This is a genomic window from Streptomyces sp. NRRL WC-3618, from assembly GCF_001280005.1.
Classification (GTDB): Bacteria; Actinomycetota; Actinomycetes; order Streptomycetales; family Streptomycetaceae; genus Streptomyces.
Genome location: NZ_LGDW01000002.1, coordinates 86,737 through 103,265, shown reverse-complemented (window position 1 = coordinate 103,265; position 16,529 = coordinate 86,737). Strand labels below are relative to the sequence as shown.

16 protein-coding genes and 1 pseudogene are annotated in these 16,529 nt (G+C 69.9%); 10 read left to right on the top strand and 7 right to left on the bottom strand.

Annotation, left to right across the window (positions count from 1 at the left end; translation table 11 throughout):
- The 7 genes and pseudogenes from ADL01_RS43320 to pssA form a co-directional block, all read left to right on the top strand.
- Positions 1 to 166 (top strand): annotated as a pseudogene (locus tag ADL01_RS43320) (crotonyl-CoA carboxylase/reductase); the annotation flags it as partial.
- Between the two features lie 16 nt (positions 167 to 182).
- A complete protein-coding gene (locus ADL01_RS01470; protein ID WP_053740001.1) occupies positions 183 to 2,210 on the top strand; it encodes a protein meaA in 2,028 nt (675 codons plus the stop codon).
- Positions 2,207 to 3,166 carry an HpcH/HpaI aldolase/citrate lyase family protein gene (locus tag ADL01_RS01465; protein WP_053740000.1) on the top strand — a complete coding sequence of 320 codons (960 nt, stop codon included), beginning with the start codon at positions 2,207 to 2,209 and terminating at the stop codon, positions 3,164 to 3,166. The genes ADL01_RS01470 and ADL01_RS01465 overlap by 4 nt, the downstream gene beginning before the upstream one ends.
- 4 nt (positions 3,167 to 3,170) lie before the next feature.
- Positions 3,171 to 3,683: a MaoC family dehydratase gene (locus tag ADL01_RS01460; RefSeq protein WP_053739999.1), complete on the top strand. Its 513-nt coding sequence runs from the start codon at positions 3,171 to 3,173 to the stop codon at positions 3,681 to 3,683.
- A gap of 2 nt (positions 3,684 to 3,685) precedes the next feature.
- Entirely contained in the window at positions 3,686 to 4,891 is a 1,206-nt protein-coding gene (locus ADL01_RS01455; protein WP_053739998.1) for an acyl-CoA dehydrogenase family protein, read from the top strand.
- Positions 4,892 to 5,060: 169 nt separating this feature from the next.
- Complete coding sequence (locus ADL01_RS01450) at positions 5,061 to 5,717, top strand: phosphatidylserine decarboxylase (protein WP_053739997.1); 657 nt, start codon at positions 5,061 to 5,063, stop codon at positions 5,715 to 5,717.
- A 16-nt stretch (positions 5,718 to 5,733) separates the two neighbouring features.
- Positions 5,734 to 6,555: a CDP-diacylglycerol--serine O-phosphatidyltransferase gene (gene pssA, locus ADL01_RS01445; protein WP_053739996.1), complete on the top strand. Its 822-nt coding sequence runs from the start codon at positions 5,734 to 5,736 to the stop codon at positions 6,553 to 6,555.
- Positions 6,556 to 6,803: 248 nt separating this feature from the next.
- Here pssA and ADL01_RS01440 read toward each other — a convergent pair whose 3' ends face one another.
- The gene (locus ADL01_RS01440) at positions 6,804 to 7,922 is read right to left on the bottom strand and encodes a glycerate kinase (RefSeq protein WP_053739995.1); all 1,119 of its coding nucleotides are present in this window, start codon (positions 7,920 to 7,922) and stop codon (positions 6,804 to 6,806) included.
- 194 nt (positions 7,923 to 8,116) lie between these two features.
- On the opposite strand from ADL01_RS01440, the gene ADL01_RS01435 reads away from it, so the two are divergent.
- Together ADL01_RS01435 and ADL01_RS01430 are read left to right on the top strand one after the other, a co-directional pair.
- Positions 8,117 to 9,196 carry an ADP-ribosylglycohydrolase family protein gene (locus ADL01_RS01435; protein ID WP_053739994.1) on the top strand — a complete coding sequence of 360 codons (1,080 nt, stop codon included), beginning with the start codon at positions 8,117 to 8,119 and terminating at the stop codon, positions 9,194 to 9,196.
- 51 nt (positions 9,197 to 9,247) lie between these two features.
- The gene (locus tag ADL01_RS01430) at positions 9,248 to 9,739 is read left to right on the top strand and encodes an NUDIX domain-containing protein (protein WP_053739993.1); all 492 of its coding nucleotides are present in this window, start codon (positions 9,248 to 9,250) and stop codon (positions 9,737 to 9,739) included.
- A 19-nt stretch (positions 9,740 to 9,758) separates the two neighbouring features.
- Here ADL01_RS01430 and ADL01_RS01425 read toward each other — a convergent pair whose 3' ends face one another.
- A complete protein-coding gene (locus ADL01_RS01425; protein WP_053739992.1) occupies positions 9,759 to 9,965 on the bottom strand; it encodes a hypothetical protein in 207 nt (68 codons plus the stop codon).
- A 118-nt stretch (positions 9,966 to 10,083) separates the two neighbouring features.
- Between ADL01_RS01425 and ADL01_RS01420 the strand changes: the two genes are divergently transcribed.
- Entirely contained in the window at positions 10,084 to 10,818 is a 735-nt protein-coding gene (locus ADL01_RS01420) for an SIR2 family NAD-dependent protein deacylase (protein ID WP_053739991.1), read from the top strand.
- Between the two features lie 43 nt (positions 10,819 to 10,861).
- On the opposite strand, the gene ADL01_RS01415 is transcribed toward ADL01_RS01420, so the two are convergent.
- From ADL01_RS01415 to ADL01_RS01395, 5 genes are all read right to left on the bottom strand, one after another.
- Positions 10,862 to 11,884 (bottom strand): TolB family protein, encoded by a 1,023-nt coding sequence (locus tag ADL01_RS01415; RefSeq protein ID WP_053739990.1) that lies wholly within the window; start codon positions 11,882 to 11,884, stop codon positions 10,862 to 10,864.
- Between the two features lie 23 nt (positions 11,885 to 11,907).
- Positions 11,908 to 13,176, bottom strand: coding sequence for an MFS transporter (locus tag ADL01_RS01410; RefSeq protein WP_053739989.1), 1,269 nt, complete (start codon positions 13,174 to 13,176; stop codon positions 11,908 to 11,910).
- 5 nt (positions 13,177 to 13,181) lie between these two features.
- Positions 13,182 to 14,072 (bottom strand): alkaline phosphatase family protein, encoded by an 891-nt coding sequence (locus ADL01_RS01405; protein ID WP_053739988.1) that lies wholly within the window; start codon positions 14,070 to 14,072, stop codon positions 13,182 to 13,184.
- A 301-nt stretch (positions 14,073 to 14,373) separates the two neighbouring features.
- Positions 14,374 to 14,856 (bottom strand): methylated-DNA--[protein]-cysteine S-methyltransferase, encoded by a 483-nt coding sequence (locus ADL01_RS01400; protein ID WP_053739987.1) that lies wholly within the window; start codon positions 14,854 to 14,856, stop codon positions 14,374 to 14,376.
- Between the two features lie 17 nt (positions 14,857 to 14,873).
- A complete protein-coding gene (locus ADL01_RS01395) occupies positions 14,874 to 16,397 on the bottom strand; it encodes an AlkA N-terminal domain-containing protein (RefSeq protein WP_199834721.1) in 1,524 nt (507 codons plus the stop codon).
- Positions 16,398 to 16,529: the final 132 nt, after the last annotated feature.

The window sequence follows — 16,529 nt, the reverse complement described above, 5'->3', positions numbered from 1 at the left end:
GTACCCCCTGGAGGAGACCGGGCAGGCCGCCTACGACGTCCACCGCAACCTCCACCAGGGCAAGGTCGGCGTCCTGTGCCTGGCCCCCGAGGAGGGCCTCGGTGTGCGCGACGAGGAGAAGCGCGCCCAGCACATCGACGCCATCAACCGCTTCCGGAACGTCTGAGAGCCGGAGGTCATCGATGAGTGAGCGTCAGAAAGACCGGCCGTGGCTCATGCGCACGTACGCCGGTCACTCCACGGCCGAGGCGTCCAACGAGCTGTACCGGCGTAACCTCGCCAAAGGCCAGACAGGTCTGTCGGTGGCCTTCGACCTGCCGACCCAGACCGGGTACGACCCCGACCACATCCTCGCCCGCGGCGAGGTCGGCCGGGTCGGCGTGCCCGTCTCGCACCTCGGTGACATGCGCCGGCTGTTCCAGGACATCCCCCTGGACCAGATGAACACCTCGATGACGATCAACGCCACCGCCATGTGGCTGCTGGCGCTCTACCAGGTCGTCGCCGAGGAGCAGGGTGTCGACATCACCACGCTCCAGGGGACGACCCAGAACGACATCGTCAAGGAGTACCTGTCCCGGGGCACACATGTGTTCCCGCCGGGCCCCTCGCTCCGGCTGACGACCGACATGATCTGCTACACGGTCAACCACATCCCCAAGTGGAACCCGATCAACATCTGCAGCTACCACCTCCAGGAGGCGGGGGCGACCCCGGTCCAGGAGATCGCGTACGCCATGTCGACGGCCATCGCGGTGCTCGACGCCGTACGGGACTCGGGGCAGGTGCCCGCCGAGAAGTTCGGTGACGTCGTCGCCCGTATCTCCTTCTTCGTGAACGCGGGTGTCCGGTTCGTCGAGGAGATGTGCAAGATGCGAGCGTTCGGGCGGATCTGGGACCAGATCACGCGCGAGCGGTACGGCATCGAGAACCCCAAGCAGCGGCGCTTCCGCTACGGCGTACAGGTCAACTCCCTCGGGCTGACCGAGGCGCAGCCGGAGAACAACATCCAGCGGATCGTGCTGGAGATGCTGGCCGTGACGCTGTCGAAGGACGCACGCGCGCGCGCCGTGCAGCTCCCGGCGTGGAACGAGGCGCTGGGCCTCCCCCGGCCCTGGGACCAGCAGTGGTCGCTGCGGATGCAGCAGGTGCTCGCCTACGAGAGCGACCTGCTGGAGTACGAGGACATCTTCGCCGGGTCGCACGTCGTCGAGGCGAAGGTGGCCGAGCTGGTCGAGGAGTCGCTCGCCGAGATCGGCCGCATCCAGGAGATGGGCGGCGCGATGGCCGCCGTCGAGTCGGGCTACCTGAAGTCGAACCTGGTCGCCTCGCACGCGGAGCGGCGGGCCCGTATCGAGTCGGGTCAGGAGAAGATCGTCGGCGTGAACATCTTCGAGTCGACCGAGCCGAACCCGCTCACGGCCGACCTCGACGCGGCGATCCACACGGTCGATCCGGCCGTCGAGGCCCGGGTGACCACGGCGCTCCAGGGCTGGCGCGACACGCGGTACCAGCCGCCGTTCAACCACCCGCGCCCCTGCAAGGCGCTGGAGCGGCTGAAGGAGGCCGCGAAGGGCACCGGCAACCTCATGGAGGCCACCCTGGAGTGCGCCCGCGCCGGGGTCACGACCGGCGAGTGGGCCGGGGCCCTGCGCGAGGTATTCGGGGAGTTCCGGGCGCCGACCGGTGTCTCGTCCGCGCCCGTCGCGGTGACCGCCGAGGAGGGCACCGCGCTGGCGCTGGTGCGCCGCAAGGTGGAGCTCACCGCCAAGGACATGGGTGTCGGCAAGCTCCGTTTCCTGGTGGGCAAGCCGGGCCTGGACGGGCACTCCAACGGCGCCGAGCAGATCGCCGTGCGGGCCCGTGACGCCGGGTTCGAGGTGGTGTACCAGGGCATCCGGCTGACCCCGGAGCAGATCGTGGACGCGGCGATCGCCGAGGACGTGCACGCGGTCGGCCTGTCGATCCTGTCCGGCTCGCACGCCCAACTGGTCCCGGACGTACTCGAACGGCTGCGTGTGGCCGGTGCCACAGACATCCCAGTGATCGCCGGTGGGATCATCCCCAATGGTGACGCCGAACAGCTGAAGGCCGCGGGTGTGGCAGCGGTCTTCACCCCGAAGGACTTCGACATCACCGGCATCATCGGTCGCATCGTCGACGAGATCCGGAAAGCGAACAAGCTCGACCCCCTGGAGGTCCCCGTATGACCGTCAACCGTCTGCGTCCCCGCCGCTCGTGTCTCGCGGTACCGGGAAGCAACCCCCGCTTCCTGGAGAAGGCGCAGGGCCTCCCGGCGGACCAGGTCTTCCTGGACCTCGAGGACGCGTGCGCCCCGCTCGCCAAGCCCGAGGCGCGGCACACCATCGTCAAGTTCCTCAATGAGGGCGACTGGACGGGCAAGACAAGGGTCGTACGCGTCAATGACTGGACGACGGAGTGGACGTACCGCGATGTCGTCACGGTCGTCGAGGGGGCCGGCCAGAACCTCGACTGCATCATGCTGCCGAAGGTGCAGACCGCCCAGCAGGTCGTCGCGCTGGACCTGCTCCTCACCCAGATCGAGAAGACGATGGGCTTCGAGGTCGGCAGGATCGGCATCGAGGCGCAGATCGAGAACGCCCAGGGCCTCAACAACGTCAACGAGATCGCCACGGCGTCCCAGCGCGTCGAGACGATCATCTTCGGCCCGGCCGACTTCATGGCGTCGATCAACATGAAGTCGCTGGTCGTGGGCGAGCAGCCGCCCGGCTACCCGGCGGACGCCTACCACTACATCCTGATGAAGATCCTGATGGCGGCCCGCGCCAACAACCTCCAGGCGATCGACGGCCCCTACCTGCAGATCCGCAATGTCGACGGCTACCGCGAGGTCGCGCGGCGCGCCGCCGCCCTCGGCTTCGACGGCAAGTGGGTGCTGCACCCCGGCCAGGTCGAGGCGTCCAATGAGATCTTCTCGCCCTCGCAGGAGGACTTCGACCACGCCGAGCTGATCCTGGACGCGTACGAGTACTACACGTCCGAGGCGGGCGGCAAGAAGGGCTCGGCGATGATCGGCGACGAGATGATCGACGAGGCCAGCCGCAAGATGGCGCTGGTCATCTCGGGCAAGGGCCGCGCGGCCGGCATGCAGCGCACGAGCAAGTTCGAGATTCCGGAGGCGTAAGGCCATGCAGTTCGGGCGCACCTACGAGGAGTTCGAGGTCGGGGCGGTCTACAAGCACTGGCCCGGCAAGACGGTCACGGAGTACGACGACCACCTTTTCTGCCTCCTGACGATGAACCACCATCCGCTCCACATGGACGCCAACTACGCGGAGAACACGACCGACTTCGGGAAGAACGTCGTCGTGGGCAACTACATCTACTCCCTGTTGCTGGGCATGTCCGTGCCGGACGTGTCGGGCAAGGCGATCGCGAACCTGGAGGTCGAGTCGCTGAAGCACGTGGCGCCGACCTTCCACGGCGACACGATCTACGGCGAGACGACGGTCCTCGACAAGATGCCCTCCCGGTCGAAGAACGACCGCGGGATCGTCCACGTCGAGACGAAGGGCTACAAGCAGGACGGCACGCTGGTCTGCGTGTTCCGCCGCAAGGTGATGGTGCCGACCGAGACGTACATCAAGGAGCGCGGCGGCGAACAGCCCGGCCGGCCCCAGCTCGAGGAGCAGGAGAAGTAGCCATGGCGCGACTCGCCCAGACCGCCGGTCTGACCGACATCCAGCAGGAGATCCTGTCCACGGTCCGGGACTTCGTGGACAAGGAGATCATCCCGGTCGCGACCGAGCTGGAGCACCGAGACGAGTATCCGCAGCAAATCGTCGACGGTCTCAAGGAGTTGGGCCTGTTCGGCCTGATGATCCCCGAGGAGTACGGCGGTCTGGGCGAGTCGCTCCTGACGTACGCGCTGTGCGTCGAGGAGATCGCGCGTGGCTGGATGTCGGTCTCCGGGATCATCAACACGCACTTCATCGTGGCGTACATGCTCAAGCAGCACGGCACGCAGGAGCAGAAGGACCACTTCCTGCCGAGGATGGCGGCGGGCGACGTCCGCGGCGCGTTCTCGATGTCGGAGCCGGGGCTCGGCTCGGACGTGTCGGCCATCACCTCGAAGGCGGTGCGGGACGGCGACGAGTACGTCCTGAACGGCCAGAAGATGTGGCTCACGAACGGCGGAACGTCCAATCTGGTCGCCGTACTGGTCCGAAGTGACGAAGGACACCCGGAGGGAACCGCGCCCCACAAGTCGATGACCACCTTCCTGATCGAGAAGGAGGCGGGCTTCGGTGAGGTCCGGCCGGGGCTCACCATCCCGGGCAAGATCGACAAGATGGGCTACAAGGGCGTCGATACCACCGAACTCATCATGGACGGACTGCGAATTCCGGCCAATCGGGTTCTCGGGGGCTCCACCGGCCGAGGTTTTTACCAAATGATGGACGGTGTCGAGGTAGGACGGGTCAATGTGGCGGCACGTGGCTGTGGTGTCGCTCACCGTGCGTTCGAACTGGGTGTCCAGTACGCCCAGCAACGGCATACTTTCGGTAAGGCGATCGCCCAGCACCAGGCGATCCAGTTCAAGCTGGCCGAGATGGCTACCAAGGTCGAAGCCGCCCATGCAATGATGGTGAACGCGGCACGCAAAAAGGACTCCGGCGAGCGAAACGACCTCGAAGCAGGGATGGCGAAGTACCTCGCCTCCGAGTACTGCAAAGAGGTCGTGGAAGACGCCTTCCGGATCCACGGCGGCTACGGCTTCTCCAAGGAGTACGAGATCGAGCGCCTCTACCGCGAGGCCCCGATGCTGCTGATCGGCGAAGGTACCGCCGAGATCCAGAAAATGATCATCGGGCGAAGGTTGCTCGAAGAGTACAAATTCCAGGGCTGATTGTCCGCTTCGGGGTGTTTTCTTGGAGAAGAAGATCACACCCCGTCAGCACTCTTCAGCCGTCGACTCAGCTTCCTGGCTTACCCAGTTGTGGCTACGAGCCGCTACGATCGCCGGAAAGCCGCCGTCCCCTGATACAGCGCGGCATCATCCGCTACGAAGGTCATCCATGCCCCACAGCCAAACCTCTGCACCTCGCGACAGCCTGGCAGGCGTACGCCTGGCGCGCGGAGCATCGCCGTGGCTCCTCCCGACCGTGGCCACCGCAGCCCTCAGCCTGGTACGCGCGCGCAAGTCCGGCGCCGCCAAGGCCGTGGCCGTACCCGTCACCGCGCTGGCGGCGGGCATGCTGTGGTTCTTCCGCGACCCCGAGCGCGAGATCACCCAGGGCCGGGTCATCTCTCCCGCCGACGGTGTGGTGCAGAGCATCATGCCGTGGAAGGACGGGCGAACCCGCGTCGCGATCTTCATGAGCCCGCTCAACGTACACGTCAACCGCGCGCCCCTCTCCGGCACGGTGACGTCCGTCGAGCACATCCCGGGCGGCTTCGTTCCTGCGTTCAACAAGGAGAGCGAGAACAACGAGAGAGTTGTCTGGCACTTCGACACCGAGCTCGGTGACATCGAGATGATCCAGATCGCCGGTGCGGTCGCTCGCCGCATCGTCCCGTACGTGCCGCAGGGAACGAAGGTCGAGCAGGGCGACCGGATCGGCCTGATCCGTTTCGGCTCGCGCGTCGACATCTACCTCCCCGAGGGTGTCGAGGTCGCGGTCGAGGTCGGCCAGAAGACGGTGGCAGGGGTGACTCGCATTGACCGTGATTGATCCCGAGACCCAGTGGGTGCCGGAGGCCGACGAGGTGGACGACGACGAGGAGGAGATGCCTCTTTCTCTCCGCCTCTCAATAGCGGACACCCTCACGCTCGGCAACGCCACCTGCGGCTTCATGGCGGTGTACTTCACCACCACCGGCATCCTGATCCCTCACCTCACCGGCAGTGACGAGTCGGGCATGGCCCGTCACTCGGCGGCGTCCGCGGTGATCCTGATGCTCTGCGCGGCCGTCTTCGACCTCTTCGACGGCCTGGTCGCCCGCAAGCTGCGCTCCTCCCCCATGGGCGCCGAGCTGGACAACCTCTCCGACCTGATCAGCTTCGGTCTCGCGCCCGCGTACTTCGTGCTGGTGTACGGCATGGTCGCGGACGACGCGTACCAGAAGGTGGCCGCGGTCGGCGCGATCGTCGTCCTGCTCGCCGTGGTGCTGAGGCTCGCGAGATTCTCGTGCGTCACGGTGAAGGACGGCACCTTCCAGGGCATGCCGAGTCCCTTCGGCGCCCTGACGGTCGTCTCGATCGTGCTGCTGGAGCTGCCGTTCGTGGCCACGCTCATGGCCATCGTCGGCACCGCCTGGCTGATGGTGAGCCGGGTCGAGTACCCGAAGCCGCGCGGTCCGCTCGCGATCGCGATGGTCTCCTGGATCGTCTCCGGGATGGCCCTCCTGGCGGCCTGGGCCTTCGACGCCCCCGGCGGCCAGCTCCTCCTCCAGACCGGCTGCGCCCTGCAGCTCGTCCTGGGCGCGGTGATCCCGCTGTTCGCCACGGCGCGCCGGGTGAACAACTTCCGCGGCAACCGCCGCGAGGCAAGGGCGGCACAGCTTCCGTAGCGGTGGCGGTGACGGTGACACAGTTGTACGCGGGGCCCCGAACCGGACGGTTCGGGGCCCCTGCGCGTTGCGCGAGGATCACGCTGCCGCATCCAGTGAGGCCGGCCGGCGGGGCGCACGGACCCGTACGCGACCACCGGATCCGTACGACAACGGAGGCGGCGTGTCATCGGCTGCCGGGACCGGCAAGCGCGCCGGAGGACGCCACGCGGCTCGCGGGGACCGGGTGTGCCGGCGCCCTCGTGGCCTCACACAAGGAAGTCGCGTCCAATGTTCTCCGCGACCCGTTCCAGCAGCGGCCCGGCGTCGGAGACGCACTTCGCGAGGTCCGGTTCGATCTCCGTCAGGGGGTACGCGCGTCGGATACCGGCCCGGCCCAGGGCCTCCGGGCGCAGGGCGAGGCGGCCGCAGACCGCGACGACCTCGCGGCCCTGGGCGCGGGCAGCCGCCGCGACACCGGCGGGGGCCTTGCCGTGCAGGGTCTGCTCGTCGAGGGAGCCCTCGCCGGTGATCACCAGCGTGGCGCGGTCCACGGCGTCCGCGAAGCCGAGGACGTCGAGCATGACCTCGATACCGGGCCGGAACCGGGCGCCCATGACCAGGGCGCCGTAGCCGATGCCGCCGGCGGCGCCCGCACCCGGTGCGGCGGCGTACTCGGCGGCCTTCCAGCCGATCACCGTCTCCAGGACCTTGGCGTAGTGCGCGAGGGCCCCGTCCAGGGCGGCCACGTCGTCCGGGGAGGCGCCCTTCTGCGGGCCGTACACCGCGGGCGCGCCCGTCGGCCCGGTCAACGGGTTGTCCACGTCGCTGGCCAGCACGAGGTCGACGTCCGCGAGGCGTGCGTCGAGGCCCGAGAGGTCGGCCGTGACGAGTCCGGCCAGCCCACCGCCCCCGGGCGGCACCGGCGCGCCGTCGGCGTCCAGGAAGCGCGCGCCGAGCGCGGTCAGCATGCCCGCGCCCCCGTCGTTGGTGGCGCTGCCTCCGACCCCGAAGACGATGGTGCGCGCGCCCGCGTCCAGGGCGGCCCGCAGCAGTTCACCGGAGCCGTACGTCGATGCCGTGAGCGGCCCGAAGACTCCGGCGGGCAGCCGTTGCAGCCCGCTCGCCTCGGCCATCTCGACCACGGCGGTGTCGCCGCGCAACGCGAACGCGGCCGTCACCTCGTGCCCGAGCGGCCCCGTGACCCGTACCTCACGCCGTGCGAATCCGGCGGCGACCGCGGCGGCCACGGTTCCGTCGCCGCCGTCGGCCACGGGAAGCGACTCGATCTCGACACCGGGGGCCGCCTTGCGCAGGCCGGCACTCACCCGCTCGGCGACCTCCACGGCCGTCAGCGATCCCTTGAACTTGTCGGCGGCGATCAGCACCCGAGCCACCCGCACACCGGTCCTCTTCGCCGTAACCGCAGCGTCCGCCACCCTGTGTTCCCCTTGCTCTCGGCCCCGTACACGCAGGCAGTCGCGCCGCTGCGACCATAGCCGCCGCAGGCCCGCCCCGTCATGCCTCCCGGGCCGCTCACAGCAAGGGCACCACCTCCCCCGGATGGTGGTAAACCGGAGGGATGACCGCTGTGGGCACCGCCGCCGGACACACCGACCGCGTTCTCGGAGGCTGGCTGGGCCGGATCGCGGGCAACATGCTCGGCAAGCCGGTGGAGCGGGGCGACTACTGGACGCGCGAGCGCATCGACCGCTATCTACGACTCACCGACGCCCTCCCGCTCACCGACTACCTGCCCGGGCCACCGGCGGGGAACGAGAGCGACGGCTTCGCACTGCGTCCCGAGTGGCGCGAGTGCGTACGCGGCCGGATCCACGGCAGCTGTCGTGACGACGACGTCGACTACGCCGTCCTCGGCCTGGACCTGCTGGAGACGCACGGTTTCGACTTCAGCACCGAGCAGGTCGGCGAACTGTGGCTGCTGCGGCTGCCGTTCCTCCAGACGTTCACGGCGGAGCGCGTCGCCTACCGCAACCTCGCGGCCGGTCTCAAGCCGCCGCTGACCGCCACGTTCGACAACCCGTACCAGGAATGGATCGGCGCCCTGATCCGCGCCGACATCCACGGCTGGACCTGTCCGGACGCCCCGCGCCGCGCCGCCTGGCAGGCCCGCCGCGACGCCGTCCTCTCCCACACGGGCAACGGCGTGTACGGGGCGATGTTCGCGGCGGCACTGATCTCGGCGGCGTTCACGGCACCCACCGTCCGCCACGCCCTGGACACGGCGCTGACGGTAATCCCGGCGAGCAGCCGCCTGGCCCGTACGGTGCGCCGCGTCATGTCGCTGTACGACACCCGGCTGACCTGGGAGGACACGCTCAGCACGGTCGCCGGGGAGACCGCCGGGCTGGGCTGGATCCACACGGTCCCCAACATCGCCGTCCTGACCGCCGGGCTCCTGTACGGGGACGGCGACTTCACCCGCACGATCGCGCTGACCGTCCGGGGCGGCCTGGACACCGACTCGAACGGCGCGACGGCGGGCTCGGTGGCGGGCGTGCTGTGCGGCGCGGAGGCGATCCCGAGCCAGTGGAAGGAGCCGCTGGAGGACACCGTACGCAGCGCGGTGTTCGGCTTCGACGGGGTACGGATCAGTGAACTGGCGGAGCGGACCGTGCGGTTGGGACACCCGCAGGTGTGATGTGACCCCGACGGCCCCTTTCGCCGTCCTTCTCCTGGTTACGCTTCCCGGGTGACCACTCAAGACTTCGCCACGTACATCGCCGGCCTGCCCCGCGTCCTGTCCGGCGCCGCCGCGCTCTTCCGCGACGCCGACGGACGGATCCTGCTCGTCGAGCCCAACTACCGTGAGGGCTGGGCCCTTCCGGGCGGCACGATCGAGTCGGACGACGGGGAGACCCCACGCCAGGGCGCGCGCCGGGAGACCCTCGAGGAGATCGGCCTCGACCGTGAGATCGGCCGGCTGCTGGCCGTCGACTGGGTCCACATCGCGGGACACCCGCCCCTGGTGGCGTATCTGTACGACGGGGGCGTCCTCGGCGAGGACGAGCTCAAGGCGATCACCTTGCAGGAGGAGGAGCTGCTGTCCTGGCGGCTCGTCTCGCGCGAGGACCTCGCCGAGTACCTCAGGGGCTCCCTGGGCCGCCGGGTCCTGCACGCGCTCGACGTCCTGGCGGAGGGCGCTGGAACGGCCGAGCTGGAGAACGGCGAGCGGGTGGGCTGACGACCGCCCCGGCCGCGCTTCACCCCTGCACGTTGGGCGGCTTCACGTCGTCCGCCGCGCGCCGGGCATCGTCGCGCTCGGCGATCCGGGCCTCGGTGCGGTGGCCGCGCGCGATGTAGTCCCGCACTACGAGCTCGACGGCGTCCTGGGGGTTCCCGACGCCCGCCAGCACCATGACCTCGACGACGAGCGCGGCGTCGAGGGAGACGGAGACCTTGGCTGCCATGCGGGGACATTAACACCGGGCGGGCGTTCGCACAGGGGTACGGCGACAATGGCCCGGCGGCGACTGCTGGGCGGTTAACCGGTCGCCGCCCGGGACGCCGGGACCTACCCTCGGCGACATGACCAAGCCCCTCGTCGCCGTCCTGAGCGGCGCCGGTATCTCGACCGACTCCGGGATCCCCGACTATCGCGGCCCGAACGGCCTGTGGCGGCGTGATCCGGGGGCCGAGAAGCTCGTGACGTACGAGTACTACATGGGCGATCCCGAGATTCGGCGCCGTTCCTGGCAGATGCGGCGCCAGGCCCGGACCCTTCAGGCCGAGCCCAACGCCGCGCACCTGGCCGTGGCCGAGCTGGAGCGGGCCGGGGTGCCGGTGCGGGTGATCACGCAGAACGTGGACGGGCTGCACCAGCTCGCCGGGATGCCCGCCCGCAAGGTGCTCGAACTGCACGGCACCGCACGGGAGTTCGTGTGCACCGAGTGTGCTGCGCGCGGGCCCATGGAGGTCGCCCTCGCCCGGGTCGAGGCCGGGGAGGAGGACCCGCCGTGTCTGGAGTGCGGTGGGATCCTCAAGTCGGCGACCGTCATGTTCGGTCAGCGCCTCGACCCGGTCGTCCTGGGCGACGCCCTCGCCATCGCCAAGGCCAGCCAGGTGTTCATCGCCGTCGGAACCAGCCTCCAGGTCCAGCCCGCCGCCGGGCTCGCCGGTGTCGCCGCCGACCATGGCGCCCGGCTCGTCATCGTCAACGCCGAGCCGACCCCGTACGACGACCGGGCCGACGAGGTCGTACGGGAACCGATCGGCACGGCTCTGCCCCGACTGCTGCGGGAGATCGCGGAGAGGGATTCCTGACGGCGCGCGACACCGCGACGCCCCGCCCCCGCTTCGTCCGGTGTCACCCCAGGTAGGCGGGGGCGACGGCGGAGGTCATGAGGGTGCGGGCCGTGCCGCTGCCGTTCGCGGGGACGGTCCACAGGTCGGAGCCGTAGTCGCCGGGGAGGGCGTAGACGAGGGTGGAGTCGTCGGCCCACAGGGCCTGGTCGTCGATGTTGCGCCGCTCGGCGGTCGCGGTCTCCTTCATGGTGTGCAGGTCCAGGACGTACAGCCGCCAGGGAGCGTCGGGTGAGGCCCCCTTGACGCGTTTCTTGTAGGCGATCCGGGTTCCGTCGGGCGAGAGCGAGGGGCACTCGACGTTGCCGTGCAGGGTGGTGAGCGTGCGTGCGGCGATGTCGCCGCGGACCAGATAGGTGCGGCCGCCGGTCGCCAGCGTGGCGTAGAAGCGGGTGTCATCGGCGAAGGTGACGCCCCAGATGTTGCTGTCGGCGGCGTGGCGGGTCCGGCCGTCCTTGATGATGCGGAAGGTCTCCAGGTTGTCGTCGGTGGCCCAGGTCCGGGTGTCGACGATGGCGGTGCGGGTGGAGAAGTGGGTGCCGGCGTAGGAGTCTCCGCTCACGAAGACCGTCCAGGCCACCAGGTGGCCGGAGGGTGAGACCCGGGCCCGGGTGGGGATGCCCGCTGCCGGGAAGCGGTGCAGCTCGTGCAGCCGCGAGTCGAGTACCACCGCCCGGTACGTGTCCTCCAGTCGGCCGTGTACGGCCTGGAGGCAGATGCCGGTACCCGCTGCCGCGTGGAAGCGCAGGCACTTGACGCCCGACGCGGTGCGCGGCCCCTGCGGATCGTCGGCCGGCACGGTGGCGATCTCGTCGCGGTGCGGGCCCCAGGCCAGGTTGCGCACCAGCAGCCGTCGGCCGGTCGTGGGGCGGAGCGAGACGGTGCCGGTCCGTACGGTCGGACCGTTCGCCTGCTGCTCGTCTCGCACACCCGACCGGTGGGCGGCGTACAGCACCGACCCGGTGCCGACCGCGCCGAGCAGCACGACGGCGACCAGCAGGATCACCAGGCGCGCTGTTCGGGTCATAGGGGTCGTGCGGCTCGTGCGGGTCATGCGGGCACCTCGTCGCTGGTACGGAGGACGAACGACGCCACGACGGCGCTGACGGCCAGTGCGGCGGCGGTGACGGCGAGGGCCGCCCGTCCACCCCACAGGCTCCAGGCCGCGCCGAAGGCGAGCGAGCAGGCGAACCGGGCCAGCGCCTGGCCGGTGCCGACCAGGGCCTGCCCGGCTCCCTGGTGCTGTGCGGGCACGGCACCGGCGGTGGCGGCGGCGAGGACTCCGTCGGTGGCGGCGTAGAAGGTGCCGTGCGTGACGAGGACGGCGATCACGGCCACGGCACCGTGCCACGGGGAGAGGACCATGGCGTAACCGAGCAGCAGGACGCCATGGCCGGCCAGGAAGAGCTGTCTGCTGCCGACGCGGTCGGCGAGCGCGCCGAGCGGGAAGGCGAGCAGCAGGAAGACGGCGGCGGTGCCCAGCGGCAGCAGCGGGAAGAGGTGGGCGGGCAGGTCCCCTTCGCGCGAGAGAAGAAGGTAGAGGAAGGAGTCGCTGACGGTGGTCAGGCCGAGCAGGGTCGCGCACACGGTGAGCCGGCGCAGCTCGGGGCGGCGCAGCAGTCCGAGCGCGTCCCGGAGCAACGGCCGTGCCGGTTCGGGCAGTTGTACGGCGGTGGCCGGGGCGATGTGGCGGGGTACGAAGAGCACCAGCACCAGCACCCCGAGCACGGCGACGCAGCCGCTGACCGCGAAGACCGCGTCGTAGCCGTCGACGGTGGCGCGGAGCACGGCGAAGGCGACGAGCGGGCCGAGCAGCGCGCCGGTGGTGTCCATGGCACGGTGCACCCCGAACGCCCGCCCCCGGTGCTCGGGTGGGGTCGCCAGCGAGATCATCGCGTCCCGTGGGGCGGTACGCAGCCCTTTGCCGGTGCGGTCGGCCGCGAGTACGACACTGATCGCGGGGATGGTGTGGGCGAGCAGCAGCAACGGCTTGCACACTGCCGACAGTCCGTAGCCGAGGCCCGCCACCACCTTGTGCCGGCGGCCACCCCGGTCGGCGAGATGGCCCCCGACCAGCCGGACGAGGGCCCCGACACCGTTGTTGATGCCGTCGAGAAGCCCGAAGCCGAGCGGTGACAGACCGAGCCCCGCGACGACGTAGAGCGGCAGCACGGCCGTGACCATCTCCGAGGAGACGTCCGTGATCAGGCTGACCGCGCCCAGGGCCAGCACGGTGGTGGGCACGGCGGCCGACCGCCGCCCCGGACGGGTGTCCGGGGCGGCGGCGGCCTTGGTGCTGCGGGAGTCCGCGAGATACACGGGCGTCAGTTCCAGATGCCGGCGATGTCGGAGGCCGAGGAGGCGTTGCCCGCGTGCGCGGTCAGACCGGCCAGGTCCTCCACGGTGCGCAGGACGTTGTAGTGGTTGTAGGTGGTGGAAGTGGAACTGCCGGGGATGACGGGCTGTCCGTAGAAGACGGTGGGGATGCGGTTGCCGGACAGCCTGTTGTCCTCGTCGAAGGTGACGGCGAGGATGCTGTTGTGCGTCTTGGCCCAGGTGGCGTAGGCGCCCAGGTTGTTCTTGAGCCAGGTGTCGCCGGTGGAGACCGAGCAGTCGTGCATGTCACTGCACAGGTTCGGGATGACGAAGGAGACCTTCGGCAGGGTCGTGAAGTCGCTCGGGAACTGCGCCATGGTCTTCGCGGTGTTCGTGGGCACGTTGGAGAAACCGAACCACGGGTTGTGCTTCTGCGCGTATTTGCCACTGCTGCAGGTCGTCGAACCCTGGCTGGGCAGCGACTCGTTGTAGCTGGCCCAGGTCTTGCCCTCGGCGATCAGCTCCGAGGCGAGGTTGGGCGCGGAGAGGGATCCGACCGAGACGCAACTGTCGTCGGTGCGGCCTTGGCCGGAGCCCGAGAACAGCATGTAGTAGTTCGGCTCGCTGGGGTGGGTGAGACCGAAGGACTGGGTCAGGCTCGCGCCGCCCGCCTTGAGGGTGTTGTTGAGGTACGGGGCGCTGGAGCTGCCGATCACCTGCGAGTAGGCGTGGTTCTCCATCACCACGACCACCACGTGGTCGGGGGTCGGGAGAGCCGCGGCCTGAGCGGTGGAGGCCGTGCCGGCCCACACCCCGATCGACGTGGCGGTGAGGGCGACGGCCCCGGCGAGTGCGGCGAGGGGGCGTCGGTTGCGCTGGGAAGCCTTGACGGCGGCCATGACTGTCCTCCGGACAGTAGCGACGGACGTGCGGGGGGAGGGGAAGGCGGCGCCGCAACCCTAGGAGCCCTGAACCGGCCCTGAGTGAAGCCCAGACGAACGCTGGGCCCCACCGGGTAAAGGTCACACCAAGCAGAGGTCACGCGCAGCAGAACCTGCCAACCACTGCTGTGACGTGCGCCCCCCGCGAACTGCCATCGTCCCGCACCTTGTCGCCCGCCGCACCGCGGCGCACCACGCAGGGCAGCGGACACGGGAGAGACCGGGAGGAGGCGTAAGGGAGCAGTGAGGCCGGAAGGGGCTAGAAGAGCGCCGCCCCCCGTTCGAAGTCCAGCAGTTGCTGCTTGCGCTCGAGGCCGCCCCCGTAGCCGGTGAGGCTGCCGTCCGCGCCGACCACCCGGTGGCAGGGCACGATGATCCCGACCGGGTTCTTACCGTTGGCCAGGCCCACGGCACGGGACGCCTTGGGATTGCCCAGGGTGTCGGCGAGTTGGCCGTACGAGCGGGTCTCGCCGTACGGGATACGGCACAGCTGGTCCCAGACGCTGCGTTGGAAGTCGGTGCCGGGCAGCCGGAGTTCGAGGGTGAACTCCTTCAACTCGCCCTCGAAGTAGGCGTTCAGCTGATCGGCTGTTTCTCCGAAGGGCGTGTCGTCGCGTGCGCCGAAGTTCTCCTCGGGTGGGCGGTGACGCTGGTCGACCATGTAGAGGCCGCAGAGGACTCCGTCGTCGGCCACGAGGGTGAGGGGGCCGTAGGGGCTGTCGATGACCGTGTGCTGTTTCACTGCTGTTCCTAACGTCCTTATACCGGGAGGAAGTTGATCGGGTGACTGTCTGTCGCCCACAGATACTGGACCGCGTACGCCCGCCACGGCCGCCACGCCGCCGCACGTGCGGTGAGCGCGGCCGGTGTCGACGGGAGGCCCAACTCCTGTGCCGCACGCCGGATTCCGAGGTCCGTGGGGAGAAACGCGTCGGGGTCGCCGAGGGCACGCATCGCGATCACATCGGCCGTCCAGGGGCCGAAGCCGGGAAGGGCGAGGAGCCGGGCGCGGGCCTCGGGCCAGTCGCTCTCGACACCCAAGTGAAGGGTGCCGTCGGCCAGTTGGTCGACAAGGTTGGTGAAAGTGGTCCGCCGGGTGCGGGGCATCGCCAATGACTCGGGGTCGAGGGCGGCCAGCGCCTGCGGGCTTGGGAAAAGGTGGGTGAGACCGCCCTCGGGATCGTCCACCGGGTCGCCGTACGCCGTGACGAGACGGGCCGCGTGGGTCCGGGCGGCGGCCGTCGAGACCTGCTGCCCGAGCACCGCCCGTACGGCGAACTCCGCCTCGTCGACCGTGCGCGGGACCCGCCGGCCGGGTGCCTTCGCGACGAGCGGCGCCAGCACCGGATCCGTACGCAGTTGCTCGTCGACCGCGACCGGATCGGCGTCCAGGTCGAGCATCCGGCGGCAGCGGCTGATGGCGACGGGCAGATCCCGCAGGTCGCTGAGGGTGAGGCGGCACGCGATGTGGTCGGGTTTGGGGGTGAGGGCGGCGATGCCGTGACCGTACGGGAGGCGCAGGGTGCGGCGGTAGGCGCCGTCGCGCCATTCCTCCACGCCGGGTACGGCGGTCGCCGCGAGGTGGCCGAAGAGGTTGTCGGGGTTGAGCGGGGCACGGAAGGGGAGGCGGAGGTTCAGGGCGGCCGGGGTGCTGACGGCCGCGCTCACCGTGCTCACCCTGCCCGTGCCGCTCGGATGCGCATCGGGGCGGGTGCGGGTCTTCGGGAGGCGGTCGCGGAGTGCGCTCGGGGAGAGGGCGAAGACCTCACGGACGGTGTCGTTGAAGGTGCGGATCGAGGAGAAGCCCGCCGCGAAGGCGATCTCCGCCATGGGCAGCGCGGTCGTCTCGACGAGGAGCCGTGCGGTCTGGGCGCGCTGCGCGCGGGCGAGGGCGAGCGGGCCCGCGCCCAGTTCGGCGAGGAGCTGCCGTTCGATCTGCCGGGTGCTGTAGCCGAGGCGCGCGGCGAGACCGGGGACGCCCTCACGGTCCACGATCCCGTCACCGATCAGCCGCATCGCGCGGGCCACGAGGTCGGCGCGCTGGTTCCACTCAGGTGAGCCGGGGCTGGTGTCGGGCCGGCATCGCTTGCAGGCTCGGAACCCGGCCTGCTGGCAGGCCGCCGCGCTCGGGTGGAAGGTCATGTTCCGGGGTTTGGGCGGCACCGCCGGGCAACTGGGCCGGCAGTAGATCCGGGTCGTCGTGACCGCCGTGAAGAACCAGCCGTCGAAGCGCGCGTCCTTGGACTGGACGGCACGTACGCAGCGCTCGGTGTCCGTGTGCATGGCGTTCCGCATACGTCCAGCATCGACGATGCGGCGGGCCGGGGCTGGCGAAAATCCGACATCGAGGTGGCGTGTCCAGGGGCGCTCCGGATCACTGGGTGAGCAGCAACCTATTGTGCCGGGCCGCGGCAG